A 17235-nucleotide genomic window follows, 5' to 3' on the forward strand; every position below is an offset into this window, starting at 1 on the left:
TGCTCCAAGAGCATGGCAGTTAAATCCCCCGTAGACTAATTAGGCTCCCCAACCAAACAAGGTACAGTCACTGAGCATAACTCAGGAGACTGTACCTTGTTTGTGTGTACCGGTATAAAAGCTGGGAACGACAAAAATGACCTAAACCCTCTGATCAGGGATTTAGGTCATTTGCTTCTGCTGTCTTTACTATTTTAGGAAAAAACGGCTTATGGAGCGGTCTCCAGGAATTTCGCCGTTGGGTTTTTGTCCATTGCGGTTCTCATCGCGTATTCATTTTCGAACAGTACTACATGATTGCCTTTTTTATCTTTCACCAGAGCGGAGTTGATCCGGAATTTACTTGGGTCCAGATTCTCGTCCACGATCCAGCGAGCAAATTGATAAGGCATGCGCTGTAACTGCACGTCTACCCCGTACTCGCCTTTCATCCGGTATTCAAATACCTCGAATTGGAGCTGACCCACTACGCCCAGCAATGTCTCGTCGAAGCTAACCGTGTTGAACACCTGAATCGTACCTTCCTCGGTCAACTGGTCAATCCCTTTTTGGTACTGTTTATGTTTCAATGCATTTTTAACCGTAACTTTGGCAAAAATCTCTGGTGAGAACGTCGGCAGTTCATCAAAAATAACCTCGCTACCTTGGCTCAATGAATCGCCAATCCGGAAGATGCCTGGATCGAACAGACCAATAATGTCGCCTGCATATGCCTCTTCTATAATATCCCGATCCTGTGCCAGGAATTGCTGAGGTTGCGACAGTTTGATTTCTTTACCCACACGATTATGCTTCACGCTCATACCGCGTTGGAACTTACCGGATACAATACGCAGGAATGCGATACGATCCCGGTGTGCCGGGTTCATGTTCGCCTGGATTTTGAAGACATAACCGCTGAATTTCTCATTGGTTGGCTCAATCTCACCCGCTGTACTGCGACGCGGTTCCGGCTTCGGTGCGAGTTGCAGGAAGTTCTCCAGGAACGTCTGCACGCCGAAGTTATTGATGGCACTACCGAAGAATACAGGGGTCAGTTCACCGCGTTGTACCTTCTCCATGTCGAACTGGTCTCCTGCAACATCCAGAAGCTCTAGATCTTGACACAGCTGATCATGCAGATAATCTCCTGCCATCTCACGAATGATCGGATCTTCGTACCCTTCCACTTTTTGTACTTTAATCGTCGAGTGATCGTCTCCTTGGAACAATTCCACCTGATTTTTCATCCGATCATACACACCACACAGCTCGCGTCCTGTACCAATCGGCCAGTTCATCGGTACGGAGCGAATTCCCAGAACGTTTTCGAGTTCTTCCATCAGATCAAACGGGCTTTGTCCTTCACGGTCCAGCTTGTTGATGAACGTGAAGATCGGAATACCGCGCTTCGCACAAACCTGGAACAATTTAATGGTTTGGGCCTCGACACCTTTGGCCACGTCAATCAACATGACCGCGCTATCGGCAGCTGTCAGTGTACGATACGTATCTTCACTGAAGTCCTGGTGACCCGGTGTATCCAGGATATTGATACGATGACCCAGGTAATCAAACTGCATTACGGAAGAAGTTACCGAGATCCCCCGCTGTTTCTCAATTTCCATCCAGTCACTTGTTGCATGTTTGCTTGCTTTCCGAGCTTTGACTGTACCGGCAAGACGAATCGCACCCCCGAACAGCAATAGTTTCTCGGTCAATGTCGTTTTACCCGCATCCGGGTGAGAGATAATGGCAAACGTCCGACGTTTGTCCACTTCCTGTTGAAGAATGTTATCTGCAGCTTTGCTCATAGATTCTATCCCTTTCGTCCGTTCATTCACGTTAATCCGGCGAGGCCGGTCTACCATTCAATCTTTATGCAATCCGGCTATGCCGGTTGATTGTACATTCGCATTTCGCACATGAGGCAATTAAGCATCCTATGTTAATTTTACACATTTACAACGGAGTTCATCCTCCCTAAGCGTTGTGCTTCCATTCATGCCGTAGACCTGATTTAGTATCCAACTTTCCTATTGTACCATAATCTTTACCGAAAATAACCGATTACGTACAGCAGATTCTTCTCTTTTCCGATTGCAAAAAAAGAGCACCCTTCCGCCATCATTATGGCATCCAGGTACTCATTATTCATTTCGCTTGCCGCTCTTAGAAAATTAATGCGTCCAGTGCGTATTGTCCTCCACCTGTCAAAGCTAGTGCTACACCAACCACCAGGATCGCCAGGTTATATTCAAATCCGTTTTGCGTGGACCAATATCCGTTCGCACCATGAACCTTCACAATCGCAATAACCATAGTCAGAACAATCAGAACGCCGCCTACCGGTGTGAGCAGACCCAGAGCCAGCAGTAATCCGCCGCCGAATTCTGCGAGCCCTGCCAACAATGCTACCAATGCGCCAGGTTTCATCCCCATCGATTCAAACCAGCCTCCGGTTCCCTTGATTCCGTATCCCCCGAACCATCCAAACAATTTCTGAGCCCCGTGCGCCATGAACGACAATCCAATCACCAAACGAATCAACAACAATCCTACATCCAACATTTTCTTTTCCTCCATTCAATATATACAAAATAGTATTCTTAGATTAAAGATATTATGCTAAATTTTTTTCTTCATGATTGTATGTCGTAACCCCTTCACCTGGTTCACATTTTATCTCATGAATGATGTACGTTTCCGATTCGTCCTCGGTTTTCGTATGTCTTTGCGTAATCTCTTTATCTCTTGAGTTGAGTATAAGTTATATACTTACTTTTTGTCAACAACTTATTTTATTATATATTAAGCTTTACTTTCCCTACTTCTCCATCACAAAAAAAGACCTGAAAAGATCGCATCTCTGCGTTCTTCCCAAGTCTTATTTATAACAGTGTTAGTCTTATCACCAATAAAATGACTTCGCTCTAATCCAAATCCTTGCCACTCGTGAGTGTTGCTTCCGCGATTAATTGTTCACTTGCCAGACGACACTATCTTCGTCCTGACCGTTCACCGGCCACCAGTGGAACCCATCCTGCTCCAGCAGTTTGCCTGTTGCTTCCGGCCCCCACGTACCTGCAGGATACGTATGCAGCTCTCCGTGATTTTCCGCCCAAGCTGCCGCAATCCGGTCCACGAAGGACCATGCTGTAGCCACTTCATCCCAACGGGTAAAGTAGGTGGAGTCTCCTTCTGCTGCATCATGCAACAGACGTTCATACGCCTCCGGCGAGTTGATCCCAATCATGCAGCTCTGACAGAAGTCCATCGCCAGCGGCTGAATTTCGGAGTCGGAACCCGGCTTCTTGGCATTGATTTTGATATAAATGCCTTCCATCGGATTCACCCGAATCACGAGCAGATTGGGTTCCAGTTTATACTTTTTGCCCAGATAAACGTTGCTCGGCATGGATTTGAATTCAACTACAATTTCGGTCGTTTTCACCGGAAGACGCTTGCCTGTCCGAATATAGAACGGCACACCTGCCCAGCGAAAATTATCTACAAATACACGTGCGGCAAAGTAAGTCTCTGTATTGGATTCAGGATCAACCTTATCCTCCTGACGATAACCGGGAAGCTGCTTACCACGATACTCCCCTTCGGTATACTGCCCCCGCACAACGTTAGTGCTCACTTCTTCATTAGAGTTAAACGCACGCAGAGAACGCAACACCTTAACCTTCTCATCGCGAATGTCCTCCGGGAACAAACGGCTTGGCGGCTCCATCGCAATCATCGTCAGCATCTGCAGCATATGGTTCTGTCCCATATCGCGCAATGCTCCCGAATGATCGTAGTATCCACCACGTTCTTCCACACCAACCGTCTCTCCCAAGGTAATTTGAACGTTGGCAATATGTTTATTGTTCCAAAGCGGCTCGAAAAAGGCATTACCAAAGCGGATGACTTCGATATTCTGCACCATTTCCTTGCCCAGATAATGGTCAATCCGATAAATCTCTTCTTCACGGAACACTTCACGGATCTGCTCATTCAGATGCTCCGCAGATTGCAGATCATATCCAAATGGTTTTTCAATTACAAGTCGATTCCACCCGTAGCTCTCCAGCATTCCACCATCACGCAAACTATATGACACGCTGCCAAACAACTCAGGTGCCAGCGCCAGATAGAACAGACGGTTACCCGGCGTGTTAAACTTCGCTTCCAGATTCTCTGTCTGCTCACGCAATTCTTTGAAACCGTCCACGTTTTTGATATCTAGTGATTTATACTCAAAATGTTCGACAAAAGCATTCCACTCATCGGGTTCCCCCGCCGGATAGCGGCAGAACTCCTTAATGGATTCATAGATGTCTTCCCGGAATTCTTCTGGTGACCTCGGACGACGCGCTACACCGATAACCGCAAAGTCTTCGGCTAACTTGCCTTCGCGGTAGAGACTGTAGATAGCCGGAAACAGCTTCCGGCGGGCCAAATCACCCGTTGCTCCAAAAATGAAAAATACTGCACCTGGTGTCTGCACTTCATCTTGCATTTGTTTTTCGACCATGGGCTCCTCTTTCTTTCCGGGAAGACATCTCCACACTCTCCCCGAGCTATGTAATGGTGTTATATACGCAACATACAACCGTCAATTACCAGCAAATTTCCTTCTTGGATGTGATGCCATTTTAGCATAAAGCCCCATGGGTTGCACTAATTTTCCTGAGAAATGTTATCACTATTTTTCCACAATTCATGGAAATCTCATCTATAAAAATTCATGATCAGTCTTATAAATCTGCTTTAATTTTGCATTAATATTCAATCGTGATCACCGGGAAACCTACTGTAACTCGATTGGTCCCCTGTTCAACATTCTGGTGAACCGCCAGCTGCATGTTCAATTGATGCGCCCCGCTCTTTATCGCTATGGGCAAATCCGAAGCCTCATATGAAACGCTGGCAGTGCTGTTATCTGTATAACGTTCTATTGCTTTCATATCCATCTCTCCGGACAGCTGTTCCTCGATTTGCTGCAATTGACTGCTGGCGCCACTTTCCGTTGAATCAGTGCCCTGCACAGCGAAATTCCATGCTGCCTTCATTCCCGAGTCTGTAAGCAACCGGGATACTTGTTCATGTAATTCGGTTAATAAATGCAGATCTGTATGTTCATTGCCTGATAACTGGACGATCGCGTAGTATTCCTTTTCCCCCGTAACGACAACATTGACCAGAATGCCTGCGTGCTGAGCATCAGCAACCATCTCACTGCGATACACATCATGCCCCGTCTGAACACCGCGTTCAGGCTGTTGCAATCCCAGCCGATGAGCGAGCAGCTCTGCTTGCTCTTTTGCATCTCCACGGCCTTCCCCTTGCCATTTAATGACTAAACGCTCCACATGATCGATTGCTGTATCTGCAGTCTTTATCAATTGTTCCAGCTTGACTGCTTCAGATTCCGTCTTCTCCGCGTAAACACGAGTCATGCCTACAAGTATAATGATTGCCAATGCCAGTATGCCTGCTGTCATCCATCGATTTAACATTCAAATCCTCCGCTCTTTCTTGCATTCTATGAATCTATCAACAGCATGCCCCCATAACTCATTTGCTAAACTTCTTTTGGCATACAAAAAAAGCCCCATCCACCATCTTCATGGTTGATCGGACCTTATCGCCTCAACGTTCACACGCTTCATTTTCTATTCCGCAAGTCCATTCTTATATGCATAGATGGCTGCCTGTGTACGGTCATCTACGCCAAGTTTTGCAAGGATGTTCGTCACGTGGAATTTGACCGTCTTGATTCCAATAATCAGATCATCTGCGATGTCCTGGTTAGACTTGCCTTTGGCCAGCAAACGGAGAACATCCATTTCCCGATCGGTCAATTCCTCATGCGCAGGTGCGGCTGCCTGTGGTTGCCGGAAACGATTCATCATTTTGGATGCCACTTGAGACTCCAGAACCGATTGCCCACGAGCTGCAGCACGGATTGCATCTGCCACCTCATTGGCTCTGGATGTTTTCAGCAGATAACTGAAGGCTCCTGCCTCAATAACCGGATACATTTTTTCATCATCCAGATAACTGGTCAGCACAATGACCTTGCATTCCGGATACATTTTGAGCAGCTGCCGGGTGGCTTCAATCCCGTCCATCCCTTCCATGACGAGGTCCATCAGGACAACATCAGGTTTATACTCCTGTGCCAACCGAATGCCTTCCTCGCCGCTGCCCGCTTCCCCCACCACTTCAATGCCATCTTCAGTATCCAGCACCGCAGCGAGGCCAATGCGTACCATCTCATGATCATCCACGAGCAACACTTTGATCGACGTTTCCGCTTCCGTCTCCGTTTCTATTCCCGTCTCCATTGACATGTTCTTCCTCGCTTTCATCGTTCATCAAAGGTATTGTAATCTCAATTCGTGTTCCTTTGCCCGGCGCCGTTACAAATTGAATGGCTCCGCCAATTTCAGTCACTCGTTCACGCATATTGGCCAGACCATAGGAGGCCTGTTTCTGATCGTCGAGATCAAATCCCTGACCATCATCACGAATCAATACCCGAATGGCATCCAACCGGCGCTGAAGCCGAATTTCCATCTTTTCTGCCTTAGCATGACGTAATGTATTGGACATCGCTTCCTGAATGATACGGAACAGATGATTCTCAATGCCTTTGATCAAATGAATATCTTCATCCATTTCGAGCACGATATCCATGGGTACTTTTGTTTTCAACTCCATCACAAGATCGCGCAAACCTTGTTCGAGATGTTTCCCCTCCAGATAGACAGGTCGCAGATGCAATAGCAACGCCCGCATCTCGGACTGAGCTACCGACGCCATCTCTTCAATCAGGGCCACCTGCCGCTGGGCACGTGCAAAATCCTTTTCCATTCTTCGTCCAACCGCTGTTGCGGTCATGGAAATGGCGAACAGCTGCTGCGATACCGCATCATGCAATTCTCGTGCCAGCCGCTGCCGTTCCTCCACAATGGCCGTTATTCTGGCCTGTTCAGCCAACTGCGCGTTATTCGTAGATAGCCTTTGTAGAGAAGAGACCTGATCTTCCCACTTTTTGCCGATGCGTCCAAGCTGCTCGCTTAATCGGCCGACATCATCAATGCCGAGGTCCGGCACAGTACGTGAGAGTGACCCCTTTTCCCATTGCAGCAGTGTCTCTCGCAATAGTTCAAGCCTGCGCTTAACCCGGTAACTTTGATAAAACCCGAAGGCCGCACCCATACCGATCAAGAGCAGCAGTAATGCCAGACCCGATTGAATCAGATGCCTCCATCCTGCAAACGGGGCAAGATAACCATATGTATACAATACATACAAGATCACAGCGAGCACAATGAAAACAAGGAGGATCCCTTCACCCATACTTCGGGTTACCATGTCGGTATGTCGTTTTGTCTTCATCCGGGTCTCCTCCTTTCTTCACCTATTTAATTTATTACGGATTACTGATGTTTAGGTCGCCAACAATATAAGAAATGACAAATTTTGCTTTATGTTCACTGGACTCGTATCCAGGAGTTCTCCATACCAATTTGTTCATCATGCCACTATCCTGCTCTCCATTCAGGCTAATCCGTCCAAAAAGTACCGACGCCTCAATTTCAACACCATAATCTTCAGGCAGTATCAGACGAACATTCCCCATAACCCCCTGCAAAAGTACAATCGTTTGTTTCTCTTCCGGGAGGGAAAGTGACAGATCTGCATTAATCTCACCCATGGCATGCCACAGACTCATGCTGCGCAATGTCCATGGGGCCTGATCCCAATAGTAACGAGCCATGAAATTTTGCTTGCGCATGACATTTCCATCAAGATGAATCTTTTTGTTTTTGGAATAAAAATAGGCCAGAGAAGCCAGTACAATCAAAAATACAATCATTAGATTATCAAGCAATAACAGAGCCGCACCGATACCGAGGTATCGATAGCCTTTGTGTGTGTCACCCTTACGAACTTGTACCATACCTATCGTTAACAGAATCAGTGCGGCGACGGTCAGCAGGTTAATACTTCGGTTCAGTAACATCAGCATGCCGATGACAATGATTACAACAGCAAGCCATTGACCCTTCTTATTCATCTCTGCCGCACCTCCTCTGTAAGTTGATCTTCCCAATTCGACGGAAAAGCCATATCAGGCATTGAATACCTGTATGGCTTAACCTTTGTTCTAGAAACCGTTCTTTATTCACGATTTATAGAATATCATATTGTCTGCTGAGCGAACAGTTATTCTTTTGAAGTACCGCCTGTTTCATTCTTAGCACCATTGCCCAATTTGTTTTTCAGAGCTTGCAGTTGTTGATCCACTTTGAATTGCTTTTCAGTATCTACAGGATTAGTGTACGTAGATTGTGTGTTACGATAAGGTGCACGGATCACATCAGCTTCGGCTTCCATTTGCATGATTTTCTCTTCCATGCGGTGGAATCCAAGGGATGCGCCACCACTCTCGATCGAGTGCAAGCTGTTGATTTGGGACATTTGTTTTTTGGCTTTCGCCATTTGTGCACGGGATACGAGTTCATTACGTTTGTTACGCATTTTGTAGAACTCATCTTTCATGTCATGAAGCTGTTGCAGCAAATCTTTGGCTTGAGCTTCGGATTGAGCATGAAGTTCTCTGTATTCCGTAATTTTTTGATCGAAGTAGATTTTCTCTTCCAGCAATTTACGTGCCACTTCTTCCTGACCATTAGCCAGTGCAGCTTCTGCCTGAGACTCACGTTGTACCGAAGTACGTTCTGCTTCGTCCAGACGCTGTTTCATGCGACGCTCGTTCGCCATTTGTTTGGCGACGGTTACCTCTGCCTCATGAATTTCAGCCTCCATGTCACGCAAGTACTGGTTCAACATTACAATTGGGTCTTCCACTTTATCCAACATATCATTTACCGACGCTTTAGTCATATCCTTAATCCGTTTAAATACTCCCATTTTACTTTTCTCCCTTCTCGTAACGAGATAATTTTTGGCGAAGCTCTTCAACTTCTTTTTTCAATGCTTTTTTCTCAATATCTTTCATCATGGAATCAAGTTCACTTTCTTGCTGTGACCCTGCTCCGTAGGCGTTATTGTCGTAAGAACGTGGACCAGACTGAGGTCTGTTGTTGTATCCTGGGCCAGGACCGAAGTTTCCAGGCCCTTGATTATGGTTGTTTTGGAAAGGACCTCTTGGTGGCTCGTGATCAAAGTTGTTGTATCCTCTACCAGCGCCTGGACCAGGACCATAGCCGTATGGATCATAAGGTGGATAAGGCTCTTTTGGTACCACCAGTGCTGCGATAAAGTAGATTAACAACGACGTGCCGCCAGTTACAAAGATACTGATGACGAAGATGATACGCAGCAAGGTTGAATCCATACCGATCGACTCGGATATCCCACCACATAATCCTGTCAGCATCCGGTCACGCGTTGAGCGATATAATTTGCTCATGTGCTTACTCCTTTCGTTTACTTGTATCCTCTTACGTGATCAGCACCATAAGTGTATGGATCAGCGTGATAGGATTCTTTGGGCACTACCAATGCAGCGATGAAGTAGATCAGCAATGATGTACCCCCCGTAGCGAAAATACTGATGAAGAAAATGATACGCAGCAGCGTGGAACTAAATCCAAGATTTTCAGAGATGCCGCCAATCAAACCTGTCAGCATTCGATTGCGCGATGAGCGGTAAAGTTTATTCATGTGTCTACTCCTTTCTGTCATTGTTTAGCTTTTGTTTCAGCCGTTCCAGTTCTTTGTCCAGCGTAGAGGAGGACATGGTGCCGGACGTTCCTGCCCCATCCTGACTCATCCGCCGCAAATCCCGGAGACTTTGTGCCTCATATTCAAGATCAGAAACCTGATCGTCCAGCCGGTTGAACATACGGGGTACATTCTGACCGTTGTAGTGACCTCTTTGATTCATTCGTTGCTGCAATTGAATCGTCTGCATACGAGCGTAGTAATATTGGCGTTTGCTGTATACATTTTGATACTCCACTTTCAGTTGATCGATCTGTTCATCCAGTTCCTGTAAAGCCGCATTGCTTTGTGCGTACAATTCATTGTACTGCTCCATTTTTTCCTCGTGGAGGATTTTCTCCTGCAAAGCAAGTTTGGCCAAATGCTCCTCGCCTGCTTTCAGAGCCATGGAAGCCTGTTCTTCCCGTTTGTGTACCATACCTGCTGCCTGATCCGCTTGTTGTTTCATTTGTCTGGTATGGCTTGCATATTGATGACGAAGCTTCTCGGCTTCACCGATGTCTTGGCGGGTCGAGACCAGAAACTGATCAATCAGTTTGACTGGATCCTGACTTTGCTCCAGATGTTCGTTTAGATTAGCTACGGTAATATCCCGCATTCGACGAAATACACTCATTTTGTCTGTCCTCCTTATCATAATCGTGAAAGCTTAGTAACGGCCACGACGACTGCGATTATTACTCAACATGGAGAATCCGAAGATGATTAACCCAATCGCGATGATCGGTCCGATCAGCCATGCCAGTTTACCCAGCAATGAGAGGATACCGATGAAGAGAACAATCCATCCAAGCAGTACATTTCCTCGTTTAACTCCGTAGTATCCAAGTGCAATCATCAGGATCGGAATCAGATAACCCATTAAATGTCCCAGTAGGGGAGTTAACTTTCCGAAGAGGAGGAGTGCACCCAATGCAATCAGTACAATCGCCCAGCCATTTCCTTTATTCCATCTCATAATTATTGTTCACCACCCTTTCGGTTCATTATTTTTGATTTGTGTGTTTGTTTGTTCGTTTGTTTCTTGTTTAACCTTATGTCCTTATTCTAGGGGAAACTGCGACTTTTCAAAACAGACCGTGGACGGTTTTTCATCCTAGACTCAGGTCGGGGATCGGGTTGGACCTTTGACTGTCCCTGGATCAGACCATTGTCCACTGTACCGAATAAAGGCCTTAGATAATCCCTTATTACCCTTCTTTGAACCCATTTCCCCCGTATGAATATGACGTCCATACCTCTTATCTACGTTTCTCTCCGACTGACGTTTCCCATTGCACATTCCAGAAAAACTAAAACGACCTCTAATATTAATTTGAACGATTTCATGATCTTAATTTTCACTTGAATTTTAATTACTTTTTTATCCAAATAAACAAAATTTAGATTGTTCTATATGTAAGCGTTTACTAAAATAGGAAGTGTTACTAATCCAAAAGTCAGGAGTGGACTTGTGCGATCATTCAGCTATTTACATAAAATGATAGTCTTCGGAATCTTGTTAAGTACCCTGCCCATTCTTTTGACGGGAATCGCTGCTTTTATCTATTCTTCAAAACAATCGGAGCTGCATCGTGCTCAAGCCAATAAACAACTGTTAGTCCAAATGCAAACCAACGTGGAACATAAACTTGCAACCGTGAGCTATATGCTCGATCAGGCTGTTCGGTCACCGGATACGCTCCATTCGCTAACTTCATCTTCAACGTTACAAGGCACCGGTCTTTTGTTTGCTGAGAAGTTACAGACTGAATTCAAGAATATGAGATCATGGGAGCCTCTTATGGATATTACACTCGTAAATCAGACCCAGGACTGGCTTATCGATCATGCTGGCCTATACCTTAATACTGATTTCCCAATGGCTCTACCGATGAAAGACTTGTTATCGAACACGCTCACATCCGGTTGGCAGCTTACACCATCATCTGTGTTTAACAATAATGAGCGCCTAGTGAATTCCGGCTGCATCTATCATATTGCACTTGCCAGATCGATACCCGATGTAAATGTTTCTTCTGACGCTGCCCTGATTGCGGGAATTCCCGCGTGTTCACTGCAAAAACCACTGGAAGAGGAGTCTCCAGACAGCTCTGCCGCCGGACTGATTATTTTGAATCGTGAACAGCGCATCATGGTTCACCCCGATCCCGAATATATTGGTCAGCCATTGGCTGCAGCAGGAATAAAAGATAGCGAATCGGGTGCCAACTTAAGCGATCTGTTATCCATTCGCGGATTCGCTACCTCTTCTGTCCAACGGGAGGTACGTATTGCTGATATACATTACTCGCTGTCCTACACGCATTCTTCTCTAAAAGGGTGGACTTATATTCTCATTTCACCTACGAATATTCTTACTCACGAGTACGTTCAGATTGGGCTGCACACCATGTATATCAGTGTCGCTATGCTACTGCTTTCCCTGTTGCTCTCATGGATCGGTTCAAGGCGAATGCATATTCCTATCCGCAAGCTCCTTGCACAACTCGGTGACAAACGATTGTCCAAAGGTAATTTTAAAACCAATTCTAAACTTCATATGGATGAATTCGAGCAAATCAGAGCCGGCATTTCCCAGCTATCCGCTTCTCAATCCCAGCTTGAAAGCAAATTAAATCAATATAAGCTGCAGATCCGTACTCATTTTCTAATCAACCTGCTTCTGGGCAAAAATGCACCGTCCACTCTCCATGACATACTCAGAGAGAATGGTTATGGTTCACAGCTTCAAGAGTGGCAACAAATAGCCGTCATTTCAGTTCAGGCTGAACTTGTGAACCACACCAAATATCATGCCAAGGATCGTGATTTGTTGCTGTTTGCCGTTCAAAACATACTGGAGGAGAGTGTTTATGCAGAGCAACAGTTATTTCCTGTGGTATATGAACAGGCTGTCGTTACCATTATCGGTACCCCTGAACTAGACCGTGTTCGTTTTTCACAGCATCTGTATACATTAACGGAACAACTCCAACATCAGATCAGTGAGATCCTCAGTTTTCAGGTAAGCATCGGCTTTAGTCAGCCTCACGCCTCCCTATTTCAGATACCGCAAGCTTATACGGAGGCCCTTGAAGCGCTCAAACATCGAATGAAACTGGGAGCAGGCATTATCTTTCAATTTGAGGCGATTGATAATCGTACATCCCATTGGGCACTGCCATATCCCGAATCCCTGGAGTATATGCTGATACAGGCTATCCAAAATGCCGATGAAGCCCAAGCCTCCTTTCATCTCCATCATTTGCTTGAAGTGCTGTTCGGCCTGGAGTGTACACCGGAAGAATATCAGGTAGCACTTACCCGCCTGTTAACACATATTTTGCAGATGATGCAGGAATCCGGTATACGACTGGGACAGATCTCCAAAGGCCATGGGTCTATTTTCAATGAACTTCATGCTCTACAGTACGCAACTGAGGTTGAGCAATGGTTTCACACTCATATCATCATACCAATCATTCTCATTCTGAAGGAAAGACAATACGCCCAATATCAGCATATCTCCGAGAAAATGATTGCCATCGTTCAACAAGAATACGATAAAGATCTGACGTTGGAGGAATGCGCATCCAGACTTCATTACAATGCAAACTACCTAAGTAGTGTGTTTCGCAAAGAGACAGGCTGTGCATTCAGTGAGTATCTGACAAAATACCGCTTCAGTATGGCTAAAAAGTGGCTCGACGAAAGCGAGCTAACGGTCAAGGATATCGCTGCACGGCTTCGTTATAACAATCCGCAGAACTTTATCCGTTCTTTTCGAAAATGGGAAGGGATCACGCCTGGACAGTATAGGGAACGCAAGCAAAAGCCTGATCTATCCATGAAGCAGTAAACAGCTCTTTTGTGGATAAAGTACGACGGTTATAACTATTTCTATCTATAGAAGAACGTTTGTGAATTAATCGAAGAAGAAGTTATATTATATATGAACATCAAAAAGGAGCAGTATATCTGCTCCCTTGCAACTTCATCTAAAATGATTACTTCTGAAATGATTTAGTGCTCCTTGGTACGTACAACTTTCATATTTGGTTGCTCCAATTGAATCAGAATTTTACCGAACTTCCCTCCGCGTGCAAATGTAACCACACCATCCCTGTAAGTGTCTCTGATATATTGCCCAGCCAGAGCAAGTGAACCTTCATCCGTTGGCAGTTCGTGCATGCTAAGCCATTCCTGAAGCTTATTGATGACTTCCTCAACAGACATCTCAATATAACTTGTTTCTTTAGTGATTAAGGTGGTATAAGAATAATTTTTCAAGTACAGCAGCTGTTGTATATATCCCATATCTCCCGCGTTGTATGATGGATAGACACCCAGTACCTCTTTAAGCTCATCTATTAGTGTGTTCTCTCTCGATCCTGCCATCGTGCTGATATAAACATACTTTCTGGCAGTGCTGATCGCCTGTTCAACCGTTTCCCAATTCGACATCGCCGGGCACATGGATGCAAATGCAAAGTCATATTTCTTCTCCCAGCCCTTGTCCTGAATCGATATGTCCTCAAACCGCTCTGAAACGATACCAATACTGGATGTAAGGGATGCAGGAATTGTCTCCTTCATTAATGAAACTAACAGTTCAGAAGGCTCTACAGCAGTAACGGTCGCTCCTTTGGTTGCAAAAGGAATCGTAAAGATGCCCGACGCTGCTCCAATGTCTAATATCGATAACCCGTCAAAACTCACTCCCTGATTTTCAATCCAGCCTATGATACGTTCCGATCGCTGCTTTCCCTCTTCAGTAAACGACTGTTGATGATATTCTCTTGCCCATCGTTCAAATGCTTCCGTCGCGTCAAACGCTGCGCTTTTCATATTGTATTTTGAAGCTGTCGACTGATTCCTCCACGCTTCTTCCCACACAGATAGATCGAATAAAATGTCAGAATGCTTCGATACATGTTTTTCCTCAGACACGTTGTTTCACTCCATTTCTTTTATAAAATATACATTCGCAAAAAGGATATTATCTTTTTTGATAAGCATCTTTTATATGAATTTAAAAGAGCTATAATATCCGCAATTAAACGAAGTAATATCAAGGACTTTACATATCTACAATATACTCATTGAAGGTATGCGTCAATATATAAAGAAAAAATAATTGCATCTCCTTCTACAAATAATAATCCATGTAATATCTGCTAAATAAAAAAAGCTCATTAGATTTTACATCTAATGAGCTTTTACTTACTTGTTTGAATACCGGCGAGAGGACTCGAACCTCCACGGTTTCCCACTCGATTTTGAGTCGAGCGCGTCTGCCATTCCGCCACGCCGGCATATGATGTTTTTATAAAAATATACTGGAGGCGCCACCCAGATTCGAACTGGGGATAAAGCTTTTGCAGAGCTGTGCCTTACCACTTGGCTATGGCGCCATATTTTTGGAGCGGACGACGGGAATCGAACCCGCGACCCTCGCCTTGGCAAGGCGATGCTCTACCGCTGAGCCACGTCCGCATAATGGCTGGGGATATAGGATTTGAACCTATGCATGACGGAGTCAAAGTCCGTTGCCTTACCGCTTGGCTAATCCCCAAAAAAAACAAAGGGGCGATCGAGGGGAATTGAACCCCCGAATGCCGGATCCACAAACCGGTGCGTTAACCACTTCGCCACGATCGCCATAATACAATATGTTCTTAAAAGTTAATTGGCAGGGGCAGCAGGAATTGAACCCACACCAACGGTTTTGGAGACCGTTGTTCTACCTTTAAACTATGCCCCTAAAAACTGGTGGAGGATGATGGATTCGAACCACCGAACCCGTACGGGAGCAGATTTACAGTCTGATGCGTTTGGCCACTTCGCTAATCCTCCATAAGTGGTGCCGGCGAGAGGACTTGAACCCCCAACCTACTGATTACAAGTCAGTTGCTCTACCAGTTGAGCTACACCGGCGTATTAAGTTGTGATAAATGGTGGCTCGGGACGGAATCGAACCGCCGACACGAGGATTTTCAGTCCTCTGCTCTACCGACTGAGCTACCGAGCCACAATAAAGTTTAATCGTGAAACGTTGCACTTTATCCAGGGCGTTCGGTGCCATATAGCAGATTTAGTGAACAGCTTCCTCATGTAAAGATTAAAATGGCGGAACCGACGGGATTCGAACCCGCGATCTCCTGCGTGACAGGCAGGCATGTTAGGCCAACTACACCACGGTTCCAGATCACTTTCTTCAAAGAAAGTATAATTGCGGGGGCAGGATTTGAACCTGCGGCCTTCGGGTTATGAGCCCGACGAGCTACCGGGCTGCTCCACCCCGCGTCGTTATTAAAAGTTATATGGTGGAGGCTGAGGGGTTCGAACCCCCGACCCTCTGCTTGTAAGGCAGATGCTCTCCCAGCTGAGCTAAGCCTCCGAACAACACATTTATGATCTTATCATAAAACTGCTGTGAAAATCAACTTCTTTTTTGAAGTTAAATATGACCCGTAGGGGATTCGAACCCCTGTTACCTCCGTGAAAGGGAGGTGTCTTAACCCCTTGACCAACGGGCCTTACTATGGCGGAGAGAGAGGGATTCGAACCCTCGAGACGCTTGTGGCGCCTACACGATTTCCAATCGTGCTCCTTCGGCCAACTCGGACACCTCTCCATATGGCTCCCCGAACAGGGCTCGAACCTGTGACAACTCGATTAACAGTCGAGTGCTCTACCAACTGAGCTATCAGGGAATATGCTTCAGAGTTTATTCTCTGAAAACTAGATCCGAAACGAAATGTGCGATTTATCACCTGCATATTGGATAAGCCCTCGACCGATTAGTACTGGTCAGCTCCATGCATTGCTGCACTTCCACCCCCAGCCTATCTACCTCGTCGTCTTCAAGGGGTCTTACATACTGGGAAATCTCATCTTGAGGGGGGCTTCACGCTTAGATGCTTTCAGCGCTTATCCCTTCCGTACATAGCTACCCAGCGGTGCTCCTGGCGGAACAACTGGTACACCAGCGGTACGTCCATCCCGGTCCTCTCGTACTAAGGACAGCTCCTCTCAAATTTCCTACGCCCACGACAGATAGGGACCGAACTGTCTCACGACGTTCTGAACCCAGCTCGCGTACCGCTTTAATGGGCGAACAGCCCAACCCTTGGGACCTACTTCAGCCCCAGGATGCGATGAGCCGACATCGAGGTGCCAAACCTCCCCGTCGATGTGGACTCTTGGGGGAGATAAGCCTGTTATCCCCAGGGTAGCTTTTATCCGTTGAGCGATGGCCCTTCCATGCGGTACCACCGGATCACTAAGCCCGACTTTCGTCCCTGCTCGACTTGTAGGTCTCGCAGTCAAGCTCCCTTATGCCTTTGCACTCTTCGAATGATTTCCAACCATTCTGAGGGAACCTTTGGGCGCCTCCGTTACTCTTTAGGAGGCGACCGCCCCAGTCAAACTGCCCACCTGACACTGTCCCCGCACCGGATTACGGTACCAGGTTAGAACCTAGATACGATCAGGGTGGTATCCCAACGGTGCCTCCAC

Annotated in this window: 14 protein-coding genes, 15 tRNA genes and 1 rRNA gene; 1 reads left to right on the top strand and 29 read right to left on the bottom strand. The window is 46.0% G+C overall.

What is annotated here, in order from left to right; all coding sequences use genetic code 11:
• Nucleotides 1–209: 209 nt before the first annotated feature.
• From ACFVQB_RS26175 to ACFVQB_RS26230, 12 genes are all read right to left on the bottom strand, one after another.
• Nucleotides 210–1793, bottom strand: coding sequence for a peptide chain release factor 3 (locus ACFVQB_RS26175; protein WP_379446859.1), 1584 nt, complete (start codon nucleotides 1791–1793; stop codon nucleotides 210–212).
• Nucleotides 1794–2151: 358 nt separating this feature from the next.
• Nucleotides 2152–2550, bottom strand: coding sequence for a DoxX family protein (locus ACFVQB_RS26180; protein WP_379446860.1), 399 nt, complete (start codon nucleotides 2548–2550; stop codon nucleotides 2152–2154).
• A gap of 403 nt (nucleotides 2551–2953) precedes the next feature.
• Nucleotides 2954–4504 (bottom strand): glucose-6-phosphate dehydrogenase, encoded by a 1551-nt coding sequence (gene zwf, locus ACFVQB_RS26185; protein ID WP_379446861.1) that lies wholly within the window; start codon nucleotides 4502–4504, stop codon nucleotides 2954–2956.
• A 247-nt stretch (nucleotides 4505–4751) separates the two neighbouring features.
• A complete protein-coding gene (locus ACFVQB_RS26190; protein ID WP_379446862.1) occupies nucleotides 4752–5489 on the bottom strand; it encodes a YwmB family TATA-box binding protein in 738 nt (245 codons plus the stop codon).
• A 156-nt stretch (nucleotides 5490–5645) separates the two neighbouring features.
• Nucleotides 5646–6320: a response regulator transcription factor gene (locus ACFVQB_RS26195; protein ID WP_379446863.1), complete on the bottom strand. Its 675-nt coding sequence runs from the start codon at nucleotides 6318–6320 to the stop codon at nucleotides 5646–5648.
• Nucleotides 6256–7377: a sensor histidine kinase gene (locus ACFVQB_RS26200; RefSeq protein ID WP_379446864.1), complete on the bottom strand. Its 1122-nt coding sequence runs from the start codon at nucleotides 7375–7377 to the stop codon at nucleotides 6256–6258. Before ACFVQB_RS26200 ends, ACFVQB_RS26195 begins: the two co-directional genes overlap by 65 nt.
• A 34-nt stretch (nucleotides 7378–7411) precedes the next feature.
• The gene (liaF, locus tag ACFVQB_RS26205) at nucleotides 7412–8059 is read right to left on the bottom strand and encodes a cell wall-active antibiotics response protein LiaF (protein WP_379446865.1); all 648 of its coding nucleotides are present in this window, start codon (nucleotides 8057–8059) and stop codon (nucleotides 7412–7414) included.
• Between the two features lie 149 nt (nucleotides 8060–8208).
• Nucleotides 8209–8916, bottom strand: a complete 708-nt coding sequence (locus ACFVQB_RS26210; protein WP_379446866.1) for a PspA/IM30 family protein — start codon at nucleotides 8914–8916, stop codon at nucleotides 8209–8211.
• A gap of 1 nt (nucleotide 8917) precedes the next feature.
• Nucleotides 8918–9418 carry a PspC domain-containing protein gene (locus ACFVQB_RS26215; protein WP_379446867.1) on the bottom strand — a complete coding sequence of 167 codons (501 nt, stop codon included), beginning with the start codon at nucleotides 9416–9418 and terminating at the stop codon, nucleotides 8918–8920.
• A 17-nt stretch (nucleotides 9419–9435) separates the two neighbouring features.
• Nucleotides 9436–9672, bottom strand: coding sequence for a PspC domain-containing protein (locus ACFVQB_RS26220; RefSeq protein ID WP_379446868.1), 237 nt, complete (start codon nucleotides 9670–9672; stop codon nucleotides 9436–9438).
• 4 nt (nucleotides 9673–9676) lie between these two features.
• On the bottom strand, nucleotides 9677–10348 hold the full coding sequence (locus ACFVQB_RS26225) for a PspA/IM30 family protein (RefSeq protein WP_110002425.1): 672 nt from the start codon (nucleotides 10346–10348) through the stop codon (nucleotides 9677–9679).
• 33 nt (nucleotides 10349–10381) lie between these two features.
• Nucleotides 10382–10690: a LiaF transmembrane domain-containing protein gene (locus tag ACFVQB_RS26230; RefSeq protein WP_024634156.1), complete on the bottom strand. Its 309-nt coding sequence runs from the start codon at nucleotides 10688–10690 to the stop codon at nucleotides 10382–10384.
• Between the two features lie 495 nt (nucleotides 10691–11185).
• Between ACFVQB_RS26230 and ACFVQB_RS26235 the strand changes: the two genes are divergently transcribed.
• Nucleotides 11186–13573 (top strand): helix-turn-helix domain-containing protein, encoded by a 2388-nt coding sequence (locus ACFVQB_RS26235; RefSeq protein WP_379446869.1) that lies wholly within the window; start codon nucleotides 11186–11188, stop codon nucleotides 13571–13573.
• Between the two features lie 164 nt (nucleotides 13574–13737).
• Here ACFVQB_RS26235 and ACFVQB_RS26240 read toward each other — a convergent pair whose 3' ends face one another.
• From ACFVQB_RS26240 to ACFVQB_RS26320, 17 genes are all read right to left on the bottom strand, one after another.
• Nucleotides 13738–14664 carry a class I SAM-dependent methyltransferase gene (locus ACFVQB_RS26240; protein WP_379446870.1) on the bottom strand — a complete coding sequence of 309 codons (927 nt, stop codon included), beginning with the start codon at nucleotides 14662–14664 and terminating at the stop codon, nucleotides 13738–13740.
• Nucleotides 14665–14950: 286 nt separating this feature from the next.
• Nucleotides 14951–15029 (bottom strand) — tRNA-Leu (locus ACFVQB_RS26245).
• Nucleotides 15030–15054: 25 nt separating this feature from the next.
• A tRNA-Cys gene (locus ACFVQB_RS26250) sits at nucleotides 15055–15128 on the bottom strand.
• Between the two features lie 7 nt (nucleotides 15129–15135).
• Nucleotides 15136–15210: transfer RNA gene (locus tag ACFVQB_RS26255), tRNA-Gly, on the bottom strand.
• 4 nt (nucleotides 15211–15214) lie between these two features.
• Nucleotides 15215–15289, bottom strand: a tRNA-Gln gene (locus ACFVQB_RS26260).
• Nucleotides 15290–15302: 13 nt separating this feature from the next.
• Nucleotides 15303–15375, bottom strand: a tRNA-His gene (locus ACFVQB_RS26265).
• A 29-nt stretch (nucleotides 15376–15404) separates the two neighbouring features.
• Nucleotides 15405–15478, bottom strand: a tRNA-Trp gene (locus ACFVQB_RS26270).
• A 6-nt stretch (nucleotides 15479–15484) separates the two neighbouring features.
• A tRNA-Tyr gene (locus ACFVQB_RS26275) sits at nucleotides 15485–15570 on the bottom strand.
• 5 nt (nucleotides 15571–15575) lie between these two features.
• A tRNA-Thr gene (locus ACFVQB_RS26280) sits at nucleotides 15576–15651 on the bottom strand.
• An 18-nt stretch (nucleotides 15652–15669) separates the two neighbouring features.
• Nucleotides 15670–15745: transfer RNA gene (locus ACFVQB_RS26285), tRNA-Phe, on the bottom strand.
• 96 nt (nucleotides 15746–15841) lie between these two features.
• Nucleotides 15842–15919: transfer RNA gene (locus ACFVQB_RS26290), tRNA-Asp, on the bottom strand.
• Between the two features lie 27 nt (nucleotides 15920–15946).
• Nucleotides 15947–16020, bottom strand: a tRNA-Met gene (locus tag ACFVQB_RS26295).
• Nucleotides 16021–16038: 18 nt separating this feature from the next.
• Nucleotides 16039–16114 (bottom strand) — tRNA-Val (locus ACFVQB_RS26300).
• 67 nt (nucleotides 16115–16181) lie between these two features.
• Nucleotides 16182–16253: transfer RNA gene (locus ACFVQB_RS26305), tRNA-Glu, on the bottom strand.
• A gap of 6 nt (nucleotides 16254–16259) precedes the next feature.
• Nucleotides 16260–16351 (bottom strand) — tRNA-Ser (locus tag ACFVQB_RS26310).
• 3 nt (nucleotides 16352–16354) lie between these two features.
• Nucleotides 16355–16430: transfer RNA gene (locus ACFVQB_RS26315), tRNA-Asn, on the bottom strand.
• Nucleotides 16431–16497: 67 nt separating this feature from the next.
• Nucleotides 16498–17235 (bottom strand): 23S ribosomal RNA (locus ACFVQB_RS26320); the annotation flags it as partial.

Source organism: Paenibacillus sp. NPDC057886, from assembly GCF_042796655.1.
Taxonomy (GTDB): domain Bacteria; phylum Bacillota; class Bacilli; order Paenibacillales; family Paenibacillaceae; genus Paenibacillus.